This is a genomic window from Hymenobacter rigui, from assembly GCF_003944715.1.
Taxonomy (GTDB): Bacteria; Bacteroidota; Bacteroidia; order Cytophagales; family Hymenobacteraceae; genus Hymenobacter; species Hymenobacter rigui.
In genome coordinates this window covers 273,177-295,590 of record NZ_RWIT01000003.1, presented here as the reverse complement: position 1 = coordinate 295,590, position 22,414 = coordinate 273,177, and the positions used below count along the sequence as shown (strand labels likewise).

Below are 22,414 nucleotides of genomic sequence, written 5' to 3'. Positions count from 1 at the left end.
TACGCAACTTCGGCACCGGGTGGCGAGCCAGGCACCGGAATTTACACGGGCGGTGGGGAGTTTGTTGTTTCTTTGCCCGTATGCGCTTTCTCTTTTGCTTGTCTCTGAGTACGCTGTGGTTTGGGTGCGGAGTCGCGTCAGCCCAGTCTGCTTCAGTAGTCCGCCCCACTGCTCCCGAGCATGCCCGGCAGGTGGCCGCCTTCCAGCAGGAACTCAACACGGAATACCGCGACTCTACCCGTACGCCGTTGCCTCGCGCGGCCCGCGCGGCGTTTGCCGGACTGCCGTTTTACCCGGTGCGCTACGCGGCCTGCGTGGTAGCACGCTTCGTGCCTGATTCCCTCTCGGCCCCGTTCCCGATGCCGACCAGCACCGTGCGGCGGCCGCTCTACCGCAAGTATGGCGTGCTGGAATTCGTGCTTGACGGCCAGCCGCGGCAGCTCACTGTGTACCAAAGCCTGGACCTGCTCAACACCACCGACTACCGCGACTATCTGTTCGTGCCCTTCACCGACCGTACCAACGGTCACGGCAGCTACGGCGGCGGCCGCTACCTTGATTTGCGCCGGGGCCAGATCCGCGGCGGCCAGGTACTACTCGATTTCAACCGAGCCTACAACCCGTATTGCGCCTACCAAAGTGGCTATTCCTGCCCCGTGCCCCCACCGGAAAATCGATTGGCGGTGGAGGTACAAGTGGGAGTGATGAGCGACCATTAAGCTGCCTGCCAAGCCTCATACAAGCAAAACGGCCGCCCCAATTGGAGCGGCCGTTCTTCATAAGGCAGCCGGTAGCTACTGAGCCGGTGTAATATCGAACATGCTAGTGTTGCTGCCCGCCGCACCCGATGTGGACAGACCCTGTACCACTATCCGGTACTGACCGGGTTGGTCAGGGGTGAAGAATTCAAGTACGGCCGGCTGGCCTGGAGTAGTCATTACCTGTGGGTTCCAGTACACCAGGTTGCGCAAGTCGGGAAGACGGCTCTGCCGGGCCTCGGGGGTGTCGTAGCGAGGCGCATAGAACTCCCGCTGCCGCTGCAGGCCGTCGTATTCCTGTACGAGGGCGCGGGCGTCGAGCGGAAACCCATCCAGATTTCCTTTGTAAGTGGAGAAGCTGATGATGCCGTTGTATAAAGCGCGGCCCTGGAAGTAGCGGCTGTCCAGCACTTCCAGTTTCTTGATTTTGGCCGGGTCATAGGCCATCATCTTGTTGGTGTTGAACACGGGCATCCCATCCAGCAGCACCAGCGGCTCATCCGTGAACATGGTGCGGTTAGGGTTATCGAGGACGTTGAAGTGAAAACCATCCTTGCGCAGGCGCACCTTTACGCCCGGCACATACTCGCGGAGCACTTCCTCCAGCGTTTTAAAGCGGGTATAGTCATCCAGCCAATACTTCTCATCTGGTTTCCCGAAGAATGCCAGAGTATCGGTGGCAGGCTGCGAGAAAACGCTGGTGAACTTGCGGTTATACGTCGTCTGAACCTGGTTTTGCAGGTGACGCAGGGTGAATTCGTCTTTGAAGCGTGGATACGGCGTGAAAGGTCGGGTAAACATACTCGTCGCAAAGGCTTGTGAGTACGGCGAATCCAGTTCCACCCGGTAGGTACTGTCGCGCTGCGTGTTCGTTTGCACCACCACATCCCGAACCCCGTAGAAGTCGGCCGTTTCAAACAGCACAGTTCCATCGGCGGCACTGATGCTGTTGCTCAACCGTACTGTACGGCTGGGCGAAGTGAGATACGCCGTAATATCCGGGGCGGGCTGGTTGTTCTGGCGCTGGGTAATGCGGCCCCGAATCAGGTGTCCGTTTACTTCGGGCAGATACGGGAGGCGTGGTGGCTGACGGCGCAGCACATCCTCCCACCGGAACCGGCTCCAGCCGTGCGTGAGCATCAGGTTATCGGTAGCGGCAGCAGTTTCGGGCTCCGTGCTGGTGAAATAGTAGGCTGGATTTTCAATGGTACCCTGCAGGTCAGAAGTCAGCCAGAGGTAGCTGCGGATATCGGCCCCGGTTTCTGCCACCAATGAATCGGCGCGGTACACTGCTACGGAGAGGCTGGCCGGCAGGGACTGCCCGGCCGCCGTGGCGGTAGCAAGCCGGAGGTTTACTTTGCTGCGGGAGGCATACTGGCGCTTATCGGGCAGCGTCTGAATGGTTAACTGCTCCGTGGGTCGCCGGAAGTATAGCCGCTCACACACCGGCTGGCGGCGGCCATTGAACAGCGTAAAATGCGAAATTCCGTCAGCCAGGGCCTTGCGGTCCACTACAAACTCGGCCTGCCCGTTCACTATGGGGGCGCTGGTAGCCAGGGCGAGCTGCTGCCGCGCATGACCCAGCAGATACACTGTTTCCTGGTTGTGGCCCGGGGCCTGCACGGTAATGCGCACACGCTGGGCATCGGGCTCGGTGAGGTGCAGCACGTAGCCCTCGGCAAAGGCAGCCGGCAGCTTGCGCGTCAGCAGGCGGCCATTCGGTAGCTTGAGCACGGCAGTGTAGGGGCTGGTAGCGGCCGGCGTGAAGCGAAAGGAGCCCATGCCAAATTTCAGGGTTTTGAAGCTGGCCTGCGTCTGTCCCTGGCTGTCAAGCACGGTGCCTTCCACCGGAACGCTCTGGCCGGTGCGGTTACTTACCTTGAATGCCACCTGGCTCTGCACACCCTGCACCAGGTTGCCGCCTTCCGGAAAAAACTGCACGTCATAGGCCGTGGTATCCAGTGTCGACACGGCCCCGGAGGCCTGCAGCGTATTCACGATGGTAACCGGCGCGTGGAAGAAAAACTCGGGGCTGAAGTTTTTCATCCAGTTGGTATAGGCCCGTACTGTGTAGCTGCCGGAGTTCAGGCCGGCCGGCAGCTGGAATGAGCCCTGGCCGGTGGCGTTCTTAAGCGGCACTTTGGCTTGCAGCACTGGTTGCCGGTTTCTATCCAGCACTTCCACATACACCACTTTGCTCATGGTCAGTGGCTTGCCGTACGTACCATCGGTGGCGTATACCTTAAACCACAGTACCTCACCACTGAGATACAACGGCCGGTCCAGGTGCAGATATACTTTCTCCTGCAGCGTCTGCTGCTGATACGCAGTGAAGCGCTGCGTGAGGGTACGAAGTGAGTCAGACTGAGCCCGGGTCGTACTGGCCGTTGCCAGGCACGCCAGCAGCGCAACACTGCAGGAAATAGGTGAGCGGGTAGCAGATAACATAAGGACGAAAGAAAGGAAGAACAGACCGGTTGGGATACTAGGCGGCTAAGGCCAGAAGCTAGGCTTGGTGGTGGTGCCTCGTAGGCGGCAATCCACGCAGGCGGGGCTTTGAGAAGTATAGAAGGGCCCATTGACACTTACCGGAATACGCTCTTCCGGGCTGGCAAAGTATTCCTGCAGAGTAAGCCCCTTCCACCGCATACTGGGAAAAGTATCCAGACCAATGCAGTTTTCGTAGCCATCCAGGTTGGTCGGCCAGTCATTGGGCAGGTCGATGCGGTCAATGAAGATGCGTCTTTCGACCACGGTAGAAGCCCCCACAAAGCCGAGCACGGGCTCCTGGGCATCGGAAAGGCAGTGCACGTTACCCTGAATCTGGCTGGGCAATGGGTCGAAGAGGGTGCCGATGTTTTCCGTGTTCTTCTTCACGGCCTCCCAGTAGTCAAACTCCGCCTGCGACATCCCGTACTGCCGCACCAGAATGCTATACTTACTGCGCAGGCGGCCCGCGGTAGCCGGAATAAACAGCAGGCGGTAGTCGCGCACGGCATCCTGACTCAGGCGCACCGTGCTGGTGGTATTCAGCGAGGTTGATTTCTCGGTGCGCCAGCAGTTGTAGATATTATCGGTGCGGGGGACTACCCGGTTGTTTACGTAAACGACGGTGCTGCGGAAAGCGGAGGTAAACTCCCAGGTTTCCTCGTACTGCCAGCGGTAGTAGCGGGTCTGGCTCTGGTCGTCGTGGGCACTGATGTAGAACTGCAAGCCACCCGCCTGCGGCCGGCCGCCAAACGCATCAATGGCGGGTGTCGTCTTCAGCGGCGTAAAGTCGGAGGCGTATTCACGGCCGGTAGCCGTGCGAATATAAAGGCGGTAATTCTGATTGGCGGGCAGCACCTGGGTTGGTGAGGTATACACGCCGGGCGTAGCTTCCTTCAGCGCATAGCGCTGGTTGCTGGCGCTTTCAATGAACACCACGGCCCGGGTTTCGGGTGGGTAGGTACCCTTGGCCGCCAGCTGCAAGGAGCGTGTAAGCGAAACGCTGGTTACCCCATTGCCATTAATGAAGCCGTCCACTACCAGGTAGTTGTTGTCGTCACTGATGACAGCAGGCAGGTATTCCTGTACGCAGCTGCTGAGGCTGAGGGCCAGCCACAAGCTCAACAGAGAATAACGTAAAAAAGAAGGCATGCGCATGAGAAAAGGTGTGGTATGCTGGCTTGGTAATCAGTAGGAGTTAGGGCCAGTAGCTGGGTTTTCTGTTAGTGCCGCGTATCCGGCAGTCGACACAATCTATGGTTTGCATAGTGTAACCACCCCCTACACGGGTGACAGGCGTCCGGTACACGGAGTCGCCGAACATATCATCCATGGTGTAGTCCTGGTATTTGATGCTAGGCCAGTGGTCGAGGCCGGTGCACGCCTCGTAGCCCTCCTGTTGCGGTATCCACTCACGGGGCAGGCTGCCTCTTTCAATGAAGATTCGTTTTGCTACCACGGTAGAAGCCCCCACGAAGCCGAGCACGGGCTCCTGGGCATCGGAAAGGCAGTGCACGTTACCCTGAATCTGGCTGGGCAATGGGTCGAAGAGGGTGCCGATGTTTTCCGTGTTCTTCTTCACGGCCTCCCAGTAGTCAAACTCCGCCTGCGACATCCCGTACTGCCGCACCAGAATGCTGTAGCGGGAAAGCAGCTTTTCAGAAGCCCGCGGAATAAACAGCAGGCGGTAGTCGCGCACGGCGTCTTGGCTCAGGCGCACCGTGCTGGTGGTCACAATGGTGGTAGAAGGCTCAATGCGCCAGCAGTGGTAAATGTCCTCCTTGCGGAGGACCATTTTGTTGTTACCCGCGTACCGGTAAAGGCTCTCGTAGGCGGAGGTAAACTCCCAGGTTTCCTCGTACTGCCAACGGTAGTAGCGGGTCTGGTTCTGGTCGTCGTGGGTACTCAGGTACAATTGCAGCCCGTTGGTCTGGGTGCGCCCCTCCAGCTGATCAAAAGCGGGTGCAATTTTCAGCGGAGTGTAGTCAGAGGCATATTCCCGGCCGGCAGAAGTACGAATGTAGAGGCGGTAGTTCTGGTTGGCCGGCAGCGTCAGCCGTTTCGAAGTATAGAGCCCCGCTGTATCGGTTTCGGTGAGGTAGTAGCGCTGGCCAGCCTGGTTTTCAATGACTACTGTAGCCCGGCGCTCCGCCGGAAACACTGAGGGCGAGGCTATCTGCACACTGCGGGAAAGCCGGATACGGGTAGTGCCGTTGCCGTCGATGAAGCCGTTAATGACCAAGTAGTTGCTGGGAGCCGTAACGGCCTCAGGGGCATAAGGCTCCACGCAGCCGGTTAGCAGCAACAGTAAACTCCAGATAGCCAGACGCATGAAAGCCGACATAAGACAGGGTGTAAATTTTAACTACGTGTATATCAGTTATTAAGGCCAGAAACTGGGCTTGACGTTGCTGCCCCTCAGTCGGCAGTCTACACACTCCCGTGGAAGCATCGTACTGCGGCTCACGAGCTCCAGATTCAGCTCTCCGAATAGCTGCTGTGCGGTATAGCCACTGGGGGCCGGAAACGGCTCAGGGCACTGTTCGTATCCCTCATTGATGTAACTCCACTCCAACGGCACATCCAACCGGCCAATGAAAATACGCTTTTCTACCTGAGTAGTAGCGCCCACGAAGCCAAACACCGGCTCCTCGGCATCACTCACGGCGTGCACGTTGCCTTGAATCTGGCTGGGCAATGGGTCGAAGAGGGTACCAATGTTTTCCGTGTTCTTCTTCACCTCTTCCCAATAGTCAAACTCCGCCTGCGACATCCCATACTGCCGCACCAGAATACTATACTTGCTGCGCAACTTCGGCGACCGGGGCTGAATAAATTGCATGCGGTAGTCGCGCACGGCATCCTGGCTCAACCGGGCTGTACTGGACGTTTCAATGGTGGTTGATTTCTCGGTACGCCAACAATGGTAAATGCCCTCCTTGCGCGGAATTGTCATGCCGGAGCTGGGTACATACTCGTACAGGCTTTCATGGGCGGCAAAAAACTCCCAGGTTTCTTCGTATTCCCAGCGGTAGTAGCGGGTTTGGTTCTGGTCGTCGTGGGTGCTCAGATACAGCTGAACGCCGTTGGGCTGCACTCGGCCCTCTAGCTGGTCAACGGCCGGGGTGAGTTTGAGCGCAGTGAAGTCGGAAGTATAGTCGTGGCCTGCTACGGTGCGGATGCGCAAACGGTATTGCTGGTCGGTGGGCAGCTTCTGGCTTACCGAAGTGTACAGCCCCGCCGTGGTTTCGGCCAGTGGGTAACGCTTGTTGGCGAGAGTTTCAATGTACACGGTGGCCCGGGTTTCGGGCGGATAGACCCCGGTAGCGGCCAGCTGCTGTGAGCGGGAAAGCTGAATGCTGGTTACCCCATTGCCATTGATGTACCCATTCACTACCAGGTAGTTATTGGGCGCAATTATCACCTCCGGGGCATACGGCTCCACGCAGCCTGCCAATAGCAACAGCAGCAAGCTTCTCATCCAGCGCCAGCTTCTCCCCGTCAGCATGGCGCTAAAACTTGAAGTTGTAGGTAATCGTGGGAATGGGCTGGCCGAAGATGGAAAGCTGATACCCCCGAATCTGGCCGCCGACCGATTTGAAGTACACGGAGTAGGGGTTTTTGCGGCCGGTGAGGTTGTACACGCCAAACGTCCAGGAACTGTGGAAGGGCTTCTTCACCTTGTGGTTGCCCTCCAGGTTCAGGGCCAGGTCGGCGCGGTAGTAGTCGGGCACGCGGTAGGCATTGCGCTCCGAGTAGTACACCCGCGTGGCATTGCTCACGTAGTATTTAGCGAGGGGCAGCGTAATGGGGCGGCCGGTGCTGTACGTGTAGTTGAGCGAGGCACTGATGCGGCGGCTGAACCGGTAGTTGCCAATCAGGGTAAAATCGTGCGGCTTGTCGAAGTTGCTGGGGTAGTAGCGGCCCCCATTAATCATGTCGGAAGTAGTGCCCTGGTTTACCTGCACCAACGAGCGGGAGTAGGTGTAGCTCACCCAGCCATTGATTTTGCCGGTCAGCTTGCGCAGCATCACTTCCACTCCGTACGCCTTGCCTACGGCATTTACAATGTCCGTTTCAATGTGGTGGTTCAGGATGAGGGTGGCACCTCCCTTGTAATCCACAAAATCCTTGGTGGATTTGTAATAGGTTTCTACCGAAGCCTCAATGGTATTGGCCCGGAAGTTTTTGTAGTACCCGATAGAATACTGGTCGCCCACCTGGGGCCGGATATTGGAGTCGCTCAGCTTCCAGATGTCCGTCGGCGACATGGCCGTGGTGTTGGACAGCATATGAATGTACTGGCGGGTGCGGTTGAAGCTGAGCTTAACCGACGAGTTGTGCGTAAGTGAATAGCGCGCCGAAAACCGGTACTCGGGCCCATGGTAGGTGGCCAGTACTTTGCCCGGCCCATAGTAGGAAGTATCGATGATGGTGTTGAGCGTTTTGGAAAGGCCCGGGGCGTAGTTATACACCTCGCGCGGCCCCAGCGCATTGTAAATTGAATAACGCAGGCCAATGGATACCGATAGGCGCGAGGACACGTCAATCCGGTCGGAGAGGTAGAGGGCGCTTTCCACTCCCTGCTCCCGGGCCAGTACGTCGGGCGTAATCAGCGACTCGGCTCCGGAAGGCGTCAGCCCGCCCGGCGACACGTGGTATAGCACGGAGCTGGCCCCGAAATCAATGGTGTGCTTGGCGTTGGGCGCGTACGAGAAATCGAGCTGGGCCTGGTACTGCTTGATCTTGTAGGTCAGTTCCGAAGCCGTAGCCGCGTCCCGTTTGCTGGTAATGTCGTACTCGTAGTGGCTCATAGCCCCCGTAAGCACGCCGTACAGCTTGTTATTGATAGTGTGCCGCCATTTCACGCTGGCATTCTTGTTCAGGTACCGATAGGCCGTGTCACTGGCCAGTTGGAACTTGTCAGTACTCAGGTAGCCCGTGGCGTACACCGTGTTCTTGTCGTTGAACTCGTGGCTGATATGGGCACTGATATCGTTAAACGCAGCCGAGCTTTGCTTGAAGCTTTCGTTGGGCAGCAGATGCAGTATCCAGTCGGAATAGCTGGAGCGTGCCCCAATGATAAAGGAGCTCTTATCCTTCAGGATGGGACCTTCCAGCGTCAGGCGGCTGGTAAGCGGACCAATGCCGCCGGCTCCGGCCAGCTTCTTCTTGTTGCCTTCCCGGGTGGTAATATCCAGCACCGACGACAGGCGGCCGCCATACTTAGCCGGGATAGCACTTTTGTAGAGCTCCACCGATTTAATAACATCGGGGTTGAAGGCCGAAAAGAACCCGAACAGGTGCGAGGGGTTGTAGATAGTCGCGTCGTTGAACAGAATCAGGTTCTGGTCGGTGGCACCACCGCGCACGTTCAGGCCGGTATTGCCTTCCCCCACCGATTTCACGCCGGGCAGTGTCAGCACCACCCGCAGCACGTCCGTTTCGCCGAAGGCCGTGGGCACCTGCCGCATCGTTTTGATGTCCAGTTTCTCCACGCCCATCTGCAGGCTGGCCACGTTCTTGTCCTTCTCGGCTTCAATCACCACCTCGCGTAAACTCGTTACGTCTTCCTCCGTTTCTATATCCAGCTTACCGTCGCCGCGCAATTGCACCAGCCGGTGCGTATTTTTAAAGCCTATTCCCCGGATCTTCACATCGTGCCGGCCCACGGGCAGCGTTAGGGTATAGGAGCCAAACTGGTCGGTGCTGGTGCCAATGTTCGGCGACTCGATATACACGGTTGCCCCTACCACGGGCTCCCCGGTTTTTGCCTCCCGGATACGGCCGCTCAGGGTAGCTTTGCCCGTTGCCGAGCCCGTTCCAATGTCGTACAGCTTACTGGCCGCCGCGCTTACCGAGCGGATGCGGGTGCTGCCGGGTTCCTGGTCGTTGGGGTCGGCTTGGGTGATGAGGGCATTATTCTGCTCCGGCTGAAAAAAGCTTTCTGCCAGTTCCGGCGTAATTGTCACTCCCCGGGTCACGAATACCCGGTTCTGCGCATCGAGGGCGAAGCGCAGGGGCGTGTTCTGCAAAGCCTGTTGCAGCACTTCTCGCACGGGCTTCTGCTGAGCCTGTACCGTTATAGCCACACTATCGACGGCGGCGGGGTTGAAATAAAATCGGAGGCGCGTCTGGGCTTCAACTGCCTTGGCAAACTCCTCGAAGGGGACCTGCTGTAAGCTTAGGCTGATGGGTTGCTGCGCGGACTCCTGGGCCTGAGCCGTGTTGCCCGCACTGAATAGCATGAGCAGCAGAAATACAGTAAAGACGTGTTTCATAGATTAATTCTGCTGCTTATTTGCTGGCGTTGGCCTGTGGTGCCGCCGGTAAGCTGGTGTAATAATCGGCCAAGCGAATGATATCCTGTTCCCGCGTTTCTTTGGTGAATGCCAGTCGGTTATCATGGGCATACCGCTGCAATTCCTTGCGCCGCTCCGGAAACAGAGAAATAACTGAACCTTTGCTTTTCACGGAGTGAAGCGCGTTGTTGACCTGAATCAAGTATTGGGTGAAAGCATAAAACTCAGCCTTCGTTACATTCTGGCTGGGTTGCGTCTGCATTTGCTTGGTCCGCCGGGCAAATACTTTCACCTGTTTGTCCAGCAACAAGTCATAAAACCCGGAGCGGATTCCCTGGGCATTGGCGCTGTCGGCCTCCAGGCGCACAAACTGGTGCCCGTGCACCGAGAACCGCTTCACTCGCTCCGGCACCAGCTGCACATAAAAGGAGCTGGTGGGCTGCTTCACAATTACCTGGTCCGTGCGTAAGTCGTAGCGCAGCGGGATATTGCCATACAAGCGTCCATCGTACTCTATTTCTCCCACGGCCTCATCCGGCGACACGAAGAACTGGTTGCCCACGCTGGCCTGGTAGTAGCGGGCGTAATTCACATATTCAGTACCATTGTACAGCCTGGACTGGTCCTGAATAGCCTGGGTGTACCGCTGCTCAGTTAGCGTACGGGCTGCCGTTAGGCGCGAGGAATCAGGGGCAATTGTCTGGGCATTGACAGTATGCGCAAGCAATAGGCTCAGTACTGCTGAGCAGGGAATAGGGTGGTACCAAGACATAATGGAAAGGATAGAGCGGGGCAACAAACTGACAGCCATTCCGAATGAAAAGCTGCATGCATTCAAAAATAAGCGGATAAGCCAAGCTGGCTACTATTGCAATTACACTACAACCGGCTCAGGAACAAAGCAAAATCACGTTAAAACCGGAAATATTACATGCCTATTCTCCGGAACCCGGCTGTAACCGGCGCGTAGAGCCACTTCTATGCGCTATATCTCCCTCGACCTCGAAACCTCCGGCAGCAACCCCCAGCGCCACCAGATCCTGGAACTAGCCGCCGTGGTGGAGGATACCCGGCATCTGCTGCCGCTACCGGAGTTGCCCGCATTCCGGCGCGTTGTGCGGCACCCGGAGCTGGTAGGTACGGCCGGAGCTCTGGCCCTGAATGCCGGACTGTTGCGCGAACTGGCCCGCAAAGAGCCCAACCCAGAGCTATGTACTCCCGAAGAGTTGCTACCGCAGCTGCGGGAGTTTCTGCTGGCGCACGGCTTCAAACCTGATAAAAAGGACTGTGTACCCGTAACCATGGCCGGCAAGAACATTGCCGTCTTCGACCTGGGCTTTCTGCGTGAGCTCCCCGGCTATGGCTCATTAATACGGGCTGAACCCGCCATGCTGGATCCGGCAGCCTTCTACCTGAACTGGCGCAAGGATACCCGCCTGCCCACCATGCAGATCTGCAAGGCCCGCGCTGGCTTCGAAGATGATACCGTAGCTCACCAGGCCCTGGCCGATGCCCTGGACGTGGTGCAGCTGCTGCGCCCGTTCTATGAGCTGCCTGTCTATAAAGTAGTAAATGAGTAGTAACCTTATCCAAAGAGTAGCTGAGCAATAGAGCTATAAAGGAATAGCTGAGTAGTATTCTGGTGCCTATCAGGCAGGTACCAGAATACTACTCAGCTATTCAACTGCTTACTTACGCTCTACCAGTCGCCGGAGGCACCGCCGCCGCCGGAGCTGCCGCCGCCAAAACCGCCGAAGCCGCCACCGCCTCCTCCGCCGCCCCAGCTTCCGCCGCCCCCGAAGGTGCCACGGCCGCCGCTGAAGTCGCCGAAGATGATGGGTGGTATCATGCTGCCACCGAAGCCCCGGTTACGCCGGCCACCGCCGCCACCCCGGTTGCGGAGCAGAATAAACAGAATCAGCACGGCAATAATCACCCAGAAGCTGATGCCCGAGCCGCTGGAATCTTCGCGGCTGCGCTGCGCTTTGGGCTGGGTAGCCGGGTCGGCCTTATACTCGCCCTTGGCCAGGGCAATCAGCTGGTCGGTGGCACGGTCCAGGCCTTCATAGTACTTTTCTTCCTTAAAGGCCGGTACAATGGTGCTGGAGATGATACGCTTCGCCAGCACATCGGGAACCGCTCCTTCCAGCCCGTAGCCGGTATGAATGCGGGCCTTGTGCTCCTGCTGCGCCACCAGAATCAGAATGCCGTTGCTCTGGTCCTTCTGCCCGATACCCCAGTTGCGGTACAACTGCTGGGCATAGTCGAAAATGTCGTAGTCGCCCAGCGTGGGCACTATCACTACGGCAATCTGCGAGGAGGTGGAGTCGTTGTAGGCTACCAGCTTGCGTTCCAGCTGCTCCGCCTGTTGCGGCTGGAGCATGCCGGCCAGGTCGTTGACGAGGCGGGGCGGGTTGGGGCGCGGCGGTATGTTCTGGGCCTGCGCAGCTAGCTGCAGCAGCACCAGCCACAGCGCCAGCCACCACCCGCGTCGCAGCTGCCCGAAAGAAAGGAGCTGCCTCATGAGCGAAGCGGCGTGTCGCCAAAGGAGATGGAGTCGTCCAGCTCATTCTGGTCGGTGGCTGCATCGTAGGGGAAATACCGGCGCAGCTGTTCCCCTACCAGCCGGATGCCCTGCTCCAGCCCGTTCACGTATTTCTCGGCCCGAAAATGCTGCAGTACGTTCTCCTTGGCCGTTTCCCAGAAGTCGTCCGGCACCACGGAGTTAATGCCGGCGTCGCCGATAACGGCGAACTGCCGACTCTGCCAGGCTAGGTAAAAAAGTACGCCGTTGCGCTGGGCAGTGCGATGCATACCCAGTTCCGCAAACACCTGAGCGGCGCGGTCCAGCGGCTCGGGAGTAGGACAGGTATCTTCCAGGTGCACCCGGATTTCTCCGGAGGTGCGCAGCTCCGCCTGCCGAATGGCCGCCACCAGGGCCGCTTCCTGCTCAGGGGTAAGAGGGTTGGTCATAGCTAGTTGTCAGTAAGCAGTTGTCAGTTGTTGGTTGACAAGCCAGAAAATGCTCTGACAACCAACAACTGACAACTGACAACTAAAAGTTAGAACTGTACATCCGGAGCTTTCTGCGAAGCCGGATCGGCCTCAAAGTATGGCTTCTCCTTGAAACCGAACATGCCGGCAAACAGGTTATTGGGGAAGCTCTTAATGTAGCCGTTGTAGTCGTTGGTAGCGGCGTTAAAGTCGTTGCGGGCTACGTTGATGCGGTTTTCAGTGCCTTCAATCTGGGCTTGGAAGTCGCGGAAAGCGTTGGTGGATTTCAGCTCCGGGTAGTTTTCCTGCACGGCCAGCAGGCGGCCGATGCCTGATGAAATCTGGCTCTGGGACTCCTGAAACTTCTTCAGGTTTTCGGGCGTCAGCTGATCAGCCGAAAGGGTTACACTGGTAGCTGCCGCACGGGCCTGCACAACTTCCTTCAGCGTTGTCTGCTCGAATTTTGTGCTGCCTTTGATGGTATTTACCACGTTGTTGAACAGGTCGGTACGGCGCTGATAGGCACTCTGCACACTGGCCCATTTGTTCTTCACGTTCTGGTCTTTGGAGACCATGGAGTTGTAGCCGCACGAGGACTGGGTAAGCAGCAGCACCAAGCCGGCGAAGTAGAGCAAAAAGCGTTTCATAGGGTAGGGAGAATGAAAAATGGAAGAGAGTAGATGCTGATACGGTGGAAAGCAGGGCAGGGGTGAGAAGTCGGTGGTGGTGCCCGATATCCTGCATCCTTTGCGGCATGCGGCAGAAAAACCGCCGCGCTGCAAAGTACGAATTCGGAACAGAGCGGTTGTCTGTACGGTTGCTCCACCGGCATTGTGTATTTTGCGCTTCGGTGCTTCCCGATTTCCCCCTCGCATGAAAGCAGTTATTCCTGTAGCCGGTATCGGCTCCCGCCTACGCCCTCACACCCACACCCAGCCCAAAACGCTGGTGCCCGTGGCCGGTAATACTATTCTGGGCCATATCATCGACCGGCTGGTGGATGCCGGGGTGCAGGAATTCGTATTTATCATTGGCTACCTGGGTGAGAAGGTAGAAAGCTACGTGCGCAAGCAGTATCCGCAGCTCCAAAGCTCATTTGTGGTGCAGGAGCCGCGCGAAGGTATTGCCCATGCCCTCTGGCTGGCGCGGGAGCAGTTCCGCCATGAGCAGGATGGCATCCTGATTCTACTCGGCGACACCATTGTGGATATTGACCTGCCTGCCATGATGGCCACGCCCGGCAACGTGCTGGCCGTGAAGGAAGTGAAAACGCCTTCGTTGTTCGGGTTGGTGGAAACCGGAGCCGGCGGACGTGTAACCAAAGTGGTAGAGAAGCCTCGTATTCCGAAGTCGAACTACGCGCTGGTGGGGCTCTACAAAATTGCCAACCCCGACTGGCTGGCCTCGGCTCTGGAGCGCATCGTGGAGCAGGACCAGCGCACCCACGGCGAGTTTCAGCTCACGGATGCGCTCATGCTCATGATTCAGGACGGGGCCGAAATGGTGACGACAGCCGTGGATAACTGGTTTGACTGTGGCCGCAAGGAAAGCCTGCTGGAAGCTAATGCCCGCCTGCTCAACCGCCCAGAGTTCCTGAAGCGCCGCGAGTACCCCGAATTTCCGGATACCATCATCATCCCGCCCGTCAGCATCGGCCACGACTGCCAGATTTCGGGCTCCATCATCGGCCCCAATGTGGCCATCGGCGACCGGACCATCGTCAAGAACACCATCCTGAGCGAATCCATCATCGGCTCCTACAGTGAGTTACGCTCTGCCGTGATGCACGACTGCATCGTGGGTTCCGACGCCCTGTTCAAAGGCACCCGCCACAGCCTCAACATCGGCGACAATACGGAAATCGACTACAGCTAAGTGGTGAAATGGTGAGATAGTTAAATAGTGGGTTTGATGTTCTGGCGGCATTAGCTGCGCAAATGGAACGTCAGACTCACTATTTCACTATTTCGCCATTTCACCGTGCATGTATCCGCCGAGGGCAGATTGTCGTTACTTTAGCCCGATGCGCTACCTGACCTCCTTCCCCCGCCTGCTGCCCGCCTTGGGCCTGACGCTGCTCCTGTTGCCCGGCTGCTATTCCCGCTCCGATATGAAAGGAGAAGAGGCCGCCGCGGATACCAAAACGGAAACCCCGGCTGCTACGCCCACCCCCGATGCTCCCGCCGAAGCTGCTGAGGCAGCCAGCGGTGCCGCTGCCCAGCCGCTGCAGGCTGTGAATGTGTTCCTGGAAGTATCGGGCTCCATGGAAGGCTTCATGCCCAAAACCGGGGCCAGCGGCGAGAACACCAAGTTTCAGCAGCACGTGGCGCAACTGCTTTCGGAAATCAACCGGACGCCGGCCGCGCGGAAAAAGGCGTTTTTCCGCATCAAAGAGAAGCCCTACGCCGATACCTACCAGGGCATTTCCGGCACGGTACGCAGCGGCATTCAGCAGCCTGCCAAAAGCACCGAGCTGCCCGCCGTGCTCGATACGCTGATGACGCGCTATTACCAGCCCGGCACCGTAAGCGTGCTGATTTCGGACTTCATCTACTCCCCGAAAAACGCCGGGGCCATTCCCTACATCAAAACCGACATCACCGACGCCCTGCAGCGCAACGGCGCGCAGCCGGATCTGGCCGTGTCGGTGTACGGCTACACCTCCGATTTCCGCGGCACCTATTACCCGGCTTTGAAGGCGGCCGGTAAGAAAACAGCCTGCTGCGACACCGAAATACCCTACTACATCTGGGTGCTGGGCCCCGCCGATGCTGTACGCCGCTTCGATGCTGCCCTGCTGGAGCAGCAGTCCGGCAAGCAGGCCCATTTCGGCGTCACGTATCCGCGTCCGGCCTATTCAGTGCTCGATAAATTCCAGAACAAAGGCGCGTGGTACTACGGCGACGCCGGGGCCAGCAAGCGAGCCGCTGGGAGCTACCGGGTGGTAGCCGTGTCGGAAGCCTCGGCTCAGCAGCCGGTGGAGTTTGTGGTAGGCTTGAACCTGGGCCAATTGCCCGGCCAGTACAAGGACGTGGCGTATCTGAAGCAAAACCTGAAGTTGGAAGGCGTGGACACCGACGCCAGGCTGCTGGACGTAACGGCCGCCACCGACCAGACCAAGGCCAGCAGCGGACCCCAGAGCAAATACACCCATTTTGCCAAGGTGCGCCTGACCCGACAGCCCAAGGCCGCGCGCCCACTGGTTTTGCGCCTTCAGGACCAACGCCCGGTCTGGGTAGCCCAGTGGACCACCCGCAACGATGGTACGCCCGCCCCCAAAACTTTTGCGCTCAGCTCCCTGCTGGACGGGCTGGCTCCCGCCGACGCCGCGCGCCCGATTTTTGAGCTGCCACTCACCTTACAGCCAGCGAAATAGGCCGCCTGTGGCACCTGTTTCCGCCTGCGGCATAGCCTTGGTCAGACGGTTTGGAACGGTTTTCGTTCCTTGGGGTCGTCCGGCCGTACTGGGTTCGGCCTCACAATTTCGTTTCCTTCTCATCGTTCCACGGGTTGCCGGCCCGGAGCCCGGCCTCACCACTTTCCATGAAAGCATTCTTCCGCTTCCTCTACGAACTCATCGGCGCGCCCCAACCACCAGCCGACACCCCCGTGTACCGCGACGTTATCTTCCCCAACCTGGGGTTGCTGAATCTGGGCGTTTCGCTCGGGATGGTGGTAGTGTTCTACCTGCTCATCAACCGAGCCATGGGTGTGGCCACCTTCAACAAGGGCCGGCACTGGGCCATCTTCTTGGGCCTGAATGCGCTGATTGCCTTCGTCGTCACCATCTGGCAGACCAACGCCCAGCAGGTTACCGACCACAGCTACATCTACTGGTTGGCCACCTGGAACGCCATCCTGGGCATGTTCTGGTTTTTCCTGTTCTCCGTGCTGCTCAAGCGCGCCTCCACCAACGCCAGCACGACACCGTTCTAAATCACAGATGTTGCTGATGTAAGGATTACACAGATTGCGGCGGGGCTTGCTTGCGTTGTCGGCTGCCTGGGTAATCAATCAGCGAAATCAATCTTAATCTGCAAAATCTGCGATTCATGGCTAAACTCTTTTTATTCGGTATTGGCGGCACGGGTTCCCGTGTGATTCGCTCCCTGACCATGCTGCTGGCGGCGGGCGTGGAACTGCCCAACTGCGACCGGGTGGTGCCCATCATCATCGACCCCGACGCGCACAACGGCGACATGAACCGCACGGTGCAGCTGCTGCAGAGCTACCAGCAGATCTACAAGCGCCTCGGCCCCCGCGAAGAAGGCTTCTTCAAAACCGATATCAGCACGCTGAGCGGCATTTCGCAGGATGTGAACGGCTCGGTGAAGGATACCTTCATCTTCGACTTTGGCGGCATCAACCAGAGCTTCCGGCAGTACCTGAGCTACGACGGATTGAGTGTGGACTCGAAGGGATTGGTGGATCTGCTGTTTACGCAGGACAACCTGGAAAGCCCGCTGACGATTGGCTTCCGCGGCTCACCCAACGTGGGCAGCATTGTGCTGAACAAGCTGGTGGAAAGCCCCGAAATGCGGTTTTTCGCTGACAACTTCCAGGACGGCGACCGGGTGTTCTTCGTGTCGAGCATCTTCGGCGGTACGGGCGCGGCGGGCTTCCCGCTGATGCTCAAGAACCTGAAGGACTCGAACACCCGCCTCAGCAACGCCCGCTACCTGCGCGACGCGCCCACCGGGGCCGTGACGGTAATGCCCTACTTCGCCCTCCAGAGCGAGGATAACGCCGTCATCGACTCCAACAACTTCCTCACCAAAACCAAGGCGGCGCTCAGCTACTACGAGCATAACCTCCAGGGCCTCGACGCGCTGTACTACCTCGCCGACACGCCCGACACGCCCTACGAAAACCAGCCCGGCGGCACCCAGCAGAAGAACAAGGCCCACGTGATTGAGCTGCTGGCGGCCCTGAGTATCGTGGATTTCATGCGCTACTCGCCCGCCGAGCTGCGCACTGGCGGCCCGCACTTCCACGAGTACGGCCTGGGCACCGACGCCCCCGAAATCCAGTTCAGCCACCTGCCCGATGAGACGCGGGAAATCATGGCCAAGCAGCTCACGCAGTTCCTGTACTTCACGCGCTACCACAAGCAGCACCTGCCCACCGACAAAGCGCCCTACGCCGACAACCTGAAGCTGGACTACGCCATGCGCAACGAGCCCATCTTCCGGGAGCTGAACACCTTCCTGCACAGCCAAGACATGGGCGTGGATCAGTGGCTGCAAGAGATGGCCCAGAACCGCCGCGCCTTCCGCCCCTTCGACCTCCAAACCGACGACTTTAACGCCATGATCCTGGGCAAGCCGGTGGAAAAGAAGTGGAACGACTTCTTCAACAAGGGCCTCAGCCACAACTACCTGCTCGACAACCTCAACAAAACCGAGAAGTCCATCCAGGAACCCGACAACTTCCGCAAGCTGCTGGAGCTGTTCTATGATGTGACGGATAAGGCGTTTGAGGAGAAAGTGAAAGTGGTGTAGAACGAAAACCCCCCTCCTTGGAAAGGAGGGGACGCCGTGCCGAAGGCGCGGCTGGGGTGGTTTGCCCGCGCGCTGATGTTGTTTACCTGAACGACTCAATCGGCACCGTTCAACGCATCAACCACCCCTAGCCCCTCCTTTCCAAGGAGGGGAACTAGCTTTCTAGTAGTAGTCTCTAGCAGTAAAAAATCACCCCAAGCAACCTTCGTCAGGCTCCCCCTCTCCCGTAGGATTCTGCGGTTCGAGCAGAGTGGGGCCGGGGGGGGGGTCCCGATATGGCCAAAGTCCTTCGCTTACACAACAACGGCTCCCAGCAGGTGCAGGGCTGGCAGAAAACCGCCCCCGTTACCAGCACCGAAATCAACACCGTGACCGACCCCGCGGGGGGTAAGTCGCGCAACCTGGCCGTGAGCATCCCGACGCCGTTTGCGCGGATGCACCTGTTTGAAACGGCTTTTGATTTTCTGGCCCGGGAGGGGCAGCGCAACCCCGGCTCGGTGTACCACGAGCTGACCACGCACTTCTGGGATTTGCTGGAGCTGCTCTATAACTACCACCTCTACACCCAGGCCGGCCGCAAAATCACGCTGCGCCGCTGGAATGCCGAGGCCGAAATCCGCCGGATGCGGCAGGATGAGGGCACGCGCCTGCTGGGCGAAACCCTGCAGCTGTACATGCAGGACGAGCGGTTCCGCGACTTCTCCGACATGTACCTGGTGTACTATGAGTCGCCGGAACTGGCGGGCGGCACGCGCCTGCTGGGCGGCACCTCGCCGCTGACCATCCTGTTCACCGGCCCCGCCGTGACGCCCCTGGACCTGGAGCGGCCCCAGGCCCGCGGCCACTACTTCGACCAGCAGACCGTGCTGCTCGAAGACCGGGACCCGCAGTTCCGGGAGTTCGTGTACGAGCTGTTTCTGGCCTATCCGCAGCTGCAGCGCCGCGAATTTGCCGGCAGCGTGTATGCGGGCCTCGACCGCTCGAAAATCAACCAGCTCCAGATGCAGGGCGACCGGAGCGCCCAGCAGTTTGCCGCCCGCTACCCGGCCCTGGCCGACGTGCAAGGGAACCTGGTGAGCGTGAAAGGCGTGCCCCTGCCCAGCCGCGCCGACCAGTCGGCCGTGACCAGTTCCGACCTGTTCATCCAGCCCACCCGCGAATCGACGACGGGCCGGCCGCGCCCTTTGGTGCTGCGCCCGAACCTGACGATGCCCGGCGCCAACTACCTCAACGGCCAGCCCTGGGACGACCGCACGCCGGTTCCCTACTACGACGAGGTGGCGCTGGAAAGCCGCGTGCTGCCCGGCAAAGGCTTCAAGTACCCCTATCTCACGGTGGGCGACCTGCTGGAAGACTCGTTGGTGGAGCTGCCCTACGAACTGAACACCCAGCGTTTCCATACCGGCAAAGTCACGTTCCAGTACGGGGCCGACGGCCAGGGCCGGGCGCGGTTCCCTTATCTGCTGCCGCTGAAACAGGCGTTTTTCGAGTATTTCACCGAGAACGAGCTGGCCGAGCTGCTCACCTTCACCATCGACCTGAGCCACGTGCGCGTACAGCTGCGGGTGCCGGTGCAGGCGGGCCGCTTCATCACTTTCGAGCGCAGCTACTACCACAATCCGCAGAACCCCAAGGATGCTCAGGGCCGCGAGATTCTGGAGAAGGGCCGCATTGTGAAAGCCGCCGTGGGCGTGGGCGTGTTCCCGTTCTATAAGGTGCGCTACCAGCCCGAGTACAACGACCTCTACAAGGTGATGCTGGTGGATGCCGACAACGCGCCCACCATGCTCAACCGCCGCTACGACCTCACGTTCTTCGTGAACGGGGAGCGAATCACGGAGCAGGGAGCCGCCCGCCGCGCCACCCGCTACGAGCGCACCCAGAAAAGCATGGCCACCGCCGGCAGCACCTACTACGAAGTCACCGGCACCCACTTCGATCTGGCCGAGCTGACCTGCCCGCCCGCCACTATTGGCGCGGAACCGGCTCGGGGCCTGCTGGTGCCGCGCTGGCGCGAGCTGGACCGCGGCACCCGCCGCTTCACGTTTGCCGTCGACTTCGGCACCACCAACACCCACATTGCCTACGCCGATTCGCCGAGCGCCCACCCGCGCCCCCTCACTATCGGCGAGGCCGATGTGCAGGTGGAGTGGCTGCATGCGCCGGTAGCTGACCAAGGCCTTTCGGCCGCCCAGCGCTACCGCACTGGCGCCGGCCAGATCTGGGACAACATTGCCACGCTGCAGAACCGGGAGTTCGTGCCCTCGTTCGTGGGCGAAGGTGGCTCGGTGTATGAGTTTCCGATTCGGACGGCGGTGTGCGAAACCACGTCGTTTGCCAACGAGCCGGCCAAGGTGCTCAGCAACATCAACATCGGCTTTAGCATCAACACCGAAAATACAGCCGAGCTGCCCCAGAACCGGTTCGTGACCAACCTGAAATGGTCGGCCGAGCTGGACCCGCAGGGTGTGGCCCGCATAGAGGCGTTTTTCCGGGAAATTCTGCTGCTGCTGCGCCACAAGGCGGCGTTGCACGGCGGTATTCTGGAGGATACCCGCGTGGTATGGTTTGCGCCGCTTAGCTTCGACGGGTTCCTGCGCAACCAGTTCCAGCAGGTGTGGGATGAGTCGTTCCAGCAGGTGTTCAAGACGCGCCGCGCTACTATCTGCCTCACCGAGTCGGTGGCCCCGTACTACTACCTCACCGCCACCAATCAAGTGGTGCCCAACCGCGACGAAAATGTGGTGAACATCGACATCGGCGGCGGCACCACCGATTTGCTGCTGTTCGCTGACCAGAAACCGGCCTACAGTACCTCGTTCCGCTTCGCCGGCGACGACCTGTGGGGCGATGGTTACGCCCGCGTGCAGGGCGCGCCCAAGCAGAACGGTCTGCTGCGCCTCGGCGTGGGCCACGTGGAAAGCCTGCCCGACTCCGAGCAAAACCAGGAGTACAAAGGCTACCTGCGCGCCGCCCTCAGCAACACCGATTTCGGCTCCGCCGACGTGACCAGCCTGCTGTTCAAGTACGATGATGCCCTGCGCTTCACCCAGGCCCTGGGCCTCGGCAAGGGCCGGCAGCTGCGGGTGCTGTTCTACCTGCACTACACCAGCATCATCTACCATACGGCGCAGCTCACCAAGCACCTCGGCCTGAAAACGCCGCGCTACCTGTGCTTCTCTGGCAAAGGCAGCCTGTACCTGCGCCTGCTGGCCGGGGGCAGCTCCCTGGTGGCCATTGAGAAGATTACGAAGGCCATCTTCCAGGCCGTGACGGGCGTGGAGCCGCCCCACAACTTCCGCGTCATCCTGGCCGACAACCCCAAGGAAGCCACCACTAACGGCGGCGTGCTGTTCGAGGAAAAAACCACCACCGACTACGACAACATCAAGCCCGTGAAGTACAGCGGCGCCGTAGAAGGCACCGAGCTCAACCAGCAGCGCCTGAAACTAAACCAGGTAGATGCCGAGCTGAAAAACACGGTGCTCGACAACGTGCGCAACTACCTCACCCTGGTGCTGGAAGGCGACGACGTAGCCCCCTACCTGCGCGAAGTAGGCGTGGACGTGGACCGTCAGCGCGTAAAAGATATCCTGCTCCGCGAAATCGAGGACAGCCTGAGCCTGGGTCTGCACCAGTTCCAGCGCCAGCTCTCCTCCGACGAAACCCTGCCCGAAACTCTGTTTTTCCTGCCGCTAAAACAGGCGCTGTACAACCTGAGCCGCGAGTTGCAGGCGTAGTATGAAAGAAACTAGAGCTAAAAACTAAAAACTAGTTCCCCTCCTTGGAAAGGAGGGGCTAGGGGTGGTTGACAATCGTTGAACGGCCCGTTAGCTTTTAGCTCTAGTACTCGTTCAACGAGTCAACCACCCCCAACCCCTCCTTTCCAAGGAGGGGAGATAGTTTCTAACCTTGGTCACAATGGCTGAGCACGCAGAACGTCGGCACAACCTTGCTCCGCAAAAGCAGCAGCGCCGGGAACTGCGCAACAACCTGACTTCGGCGGAGGCTTCGTTATGGACGTACTTGCAGCGCAGTCAGCTGGCCGGGCGTAAGTTTCGGCGACAGCACAGTGTCGGGCCATACATCGTGGATTTCTATTGTCCCGCTGAGAAGCTGGTAGTAGAGCTGGATGGGGCCGGGCATTATGACGTGGTGGGCAATGCGCGGGACATACACCGCACGCAGTACCTGGAGGCCCAAGGCTTACGCGTGCTGCGGTTTGAGAACAAGGATTTCTGGAGCCATCCGGAAAGCATACTGGCTGCTATTGAAGCGGCTTTTGTCAAGAAGTAATGATGCACAACACTCCTAAAAACTAAAAGCTAGTTCCCCTCCTTGGAAAGGAGGGGCTAGGGGTGGTTGATCTTGC

General features: G+C 59.1%; 17 protein-coding genes. 8 read left to right on the top strand and 9 right to left on the bottom strand.

The window, feature by feature from the left end:
* The first annotated feature begins 80 nt into the window (after positions 1 to 80).
* The gene (locus EI291_RS08295; RefSeq protein ID WP_125419338.1) at positions 81 to 719 is read left to right on the top strand and encodes a DUF1684 domain-containing protein; all 639 of its coding nucleotides are present in this window, start codon (positions 81 to 83) and stop codon (positions 717 to 719) included.
* A 75-nt stretch (positions 720 to 794) separates the two neighbouring features.
* On the opposite strand, the gene EI291_RS08290 is transcribed toward EI291_RS08295, so the two are convergent.
* From EI291_RS08290 to EI291_RS08265, 6 genes are read right to left on the bottom strand one after another with little or no spacing between them, the layout of a single operon-like run.
* Positions 795 to 3,206: an MG2 domain-containing protein gene (locus EI291_RS08290; RefSeq protein WP_125419337.1), complete on the bottom strand. Its 2,412-nt coding sequence runs from the start codon at positions 3,204 to 3,206 to the stop codon at positions 795 to 797.
* Between the two features lie 45 nt (positions 3,207 to 3,251).
* Positions 3,252 to 4,397 (bottom strand): DUF4249 domain-containing protein, encoded by a 1,146-nt coding sequence (locus tag EI291_RS08285; protein ID WP_170172565.1) that lies wholly within the window; start codon positions 4,395 to 4,397, stop codon positions 3,252 to 3,254.
* Between the two features lie 46 nt (positions 4,398 to 4,443).
* On the bottom strand, positions 4,444 to 5,589 hold the full coding sequence (locus tag EI291_RS08280; RefSeq protein WP_125419335.1) for a DUF4249 domain-containing protein: 1,146 nt from the start codon (positions 5,587 to 5,589) through the stop codon (positions 4,444 to 4,446).
* Positions 5,590 to 5,628: 39 nt separating this feature from the next.
* The gene (locus EI291_RS08275) at positions 5,629 to 6,753 is read right to left on the bottom strand and encodes a DUF4249 domain-containing protein (RefSeq protein ID WP_125419334.1); all 1,125 of its coding nucleotides are present in this window, start codon (positions 6,751 to 6,753) and stop codon (positions 5,629 to 5,631) included.
* A 4-nt stretch (positions 6,754 to 6,757) separates the two neighbouring features.
* Positions 6,758 to 9,526: a TonB-dependent receptor gene (locus EI291_RS08270; protein ID WP_125419333.1), complete on the bottom strand. Its 2,769-nt coding sequence runs from the start codon at positions 9,524 to 9,526 to the stop codon at positions 6,758 to 6,760.
* 16 nt (positions 9,527 to 9,542) lie between these two features.
* Positions 9,543 to 10,319 (bottom strand): hypothetical protein, encoded by a 777-nt coding sequence (locus EI291_RS08265; RefSeq protein WP_125419332.1) that lies wholly within the window; start codon positions 10,317 to 10,319, stop codon positions 9,543 to 9,545.
* Between the two features lie 208 nt (positions 10,320 to 10,527).
* Between EI291_RS08265 and EI291_RS08260 the strand changes: the two genes are divergently transcribed.
* Positions 10,528 to 11,127, top strand: a complete 600-nt coding sequence (locus EI291_RS08260; protein WP_125419331.1) for a 3'-5' exonuclease — start codon at positions 10,528 to 10,530, stop codon at positions 11,125 to 11,127.
* Between the two features lie 119 nt (positions 11,128 to 11,246).
* Here EI291_RS08260 and EI291_RS08255 read toward each other — a convergent pair whose 3' ends face one another.
* From EI291_RS08255 to EI291_RS08245, 3 genes are all read right to left on the bottom strand, one after another.
* A complete protein-coding gene (locus EI291_RS08255; RefSeq protein WP_125419330.1) occupies positions 11,247 to 12,071 on the bottom strand; it encodes a TPM domain-containing protein in 825 nt (274 codons plus the stop codon).
* The gene (locus EI291_RS08250; protein ID WP_125419329.1) at positions 12,068 to 12,520 is read right to left on the bottom strand and encodes a TPM domain-containing protein; all 453 of its coding nucleotides are present in this window, start codon (positions 12,518 to 12,520) and stop codon (positions 12,068 to 12,070) included. Before EI291_RS08250 ends, EI291_RS08255 begins: the two co-directional genes overlap by 4 nt.
* 89 nt (positions 12,521 to 12,609) lie before the next feature.
* Complete coding sequence (locus EI291_RS08245) at positions 12,610 to 13,188, bottom strand: LemA family protein (protein ID WP_125419328.1); 579 nt, start codon at positions 13,186 to 13,188, stop codon at positions 12,610 to 12,612.
* 226 nt (positions 13,189 to 13,414) lie between these two features.
* Between EI291_RS08245 and EI291_RS08240 the strand changes: the two genes are divergently transcribed.
* The 6 genes from EI291_RS08240 (at position 13,415) to EI291_RS08215 (ending at position 22,338) form a co-directional block, all read left to right on the top strand.
* Positions 13,415 to 14,416 (top strand): sugar phosphate nucleotidyltransferase, encoded by a 1,002-nt coding sequence (locus EI291_RS08240; protein WP_125419327.1) that lies wholly within the window; start codon positions 13,415 to 13,417, stop codon positions 14,414 to 14,416.
* 148 nt (positions 14,417 to 14,564) lie between these two features.
* Complete coding sequence (locus EI291_RS08235) at positions 14,565 to 15,917, top strand: hypothetical protein (protein ID WP_125419326.1); 1,353 nt, start codon at positions 14,565 to 14,567, stop codon at positions 15,915 to 15,917.
* 167 nt (positions 15,918 to 16,084) lie between these two features.
* Positions 16,085 to 16,477 carry a hypothetical protein gene (locus tag EI291_RS08230; RefSeq protein WP_125419325.1) on the top strand — a complete coding sequence of 131 codons (393 nt, stop codon included), beginning with the start codon at positions 16,085 to 16,087 and terminating at the stop codon, positions 16,475 to 16,477.
* Between the two features lie 116 nt (positions 16,478 to 16,593).
* Positions 16,594 to 18,042 carry a hypothetical protein gene (locus EI291_RS08225; RefSeq protein WP_125419324.1) on the top strand — a complete coding sequence of 483 codons (1,449 nt, stop codon included), beginning with the start codon at positions 16,594 to 16,596 and terminating at the stop codon, positions 18,040 to 18,042.
* A 275-nt stretch (positions 18,043 to 18,317) separates the two neighbouring features.
* The gene (locus EI291_RS08220) at positions 18,318 to 21,782 is read left to right on the top strand and encodes an acetate and sugar kinases/Hsc70/actin family protein (RefSeq protein ID WP_125419323.1); all 3,465 of its coding nucleotides are present in this window, start codon (positions 18,318 to 18,320) and stop codon (positions 21,780 to 21,782) included.
* A 181-nt stretch (positions 21,783 to 21,963) separates the two neighbouring features.
* On the top strand, positions 21,964 to 22,338 hold the full coding sequence (locus EI291_RS08215) for an endonuclease domain-containing protein (protein WP_125419322.1): 375 nt from the start codon (positions 21,964 to 21,966) through the stop codon (positions 22,336 to 22,338).
* Positions 22,339 to 22,414 lie beyond the last annotated feature (76 nt).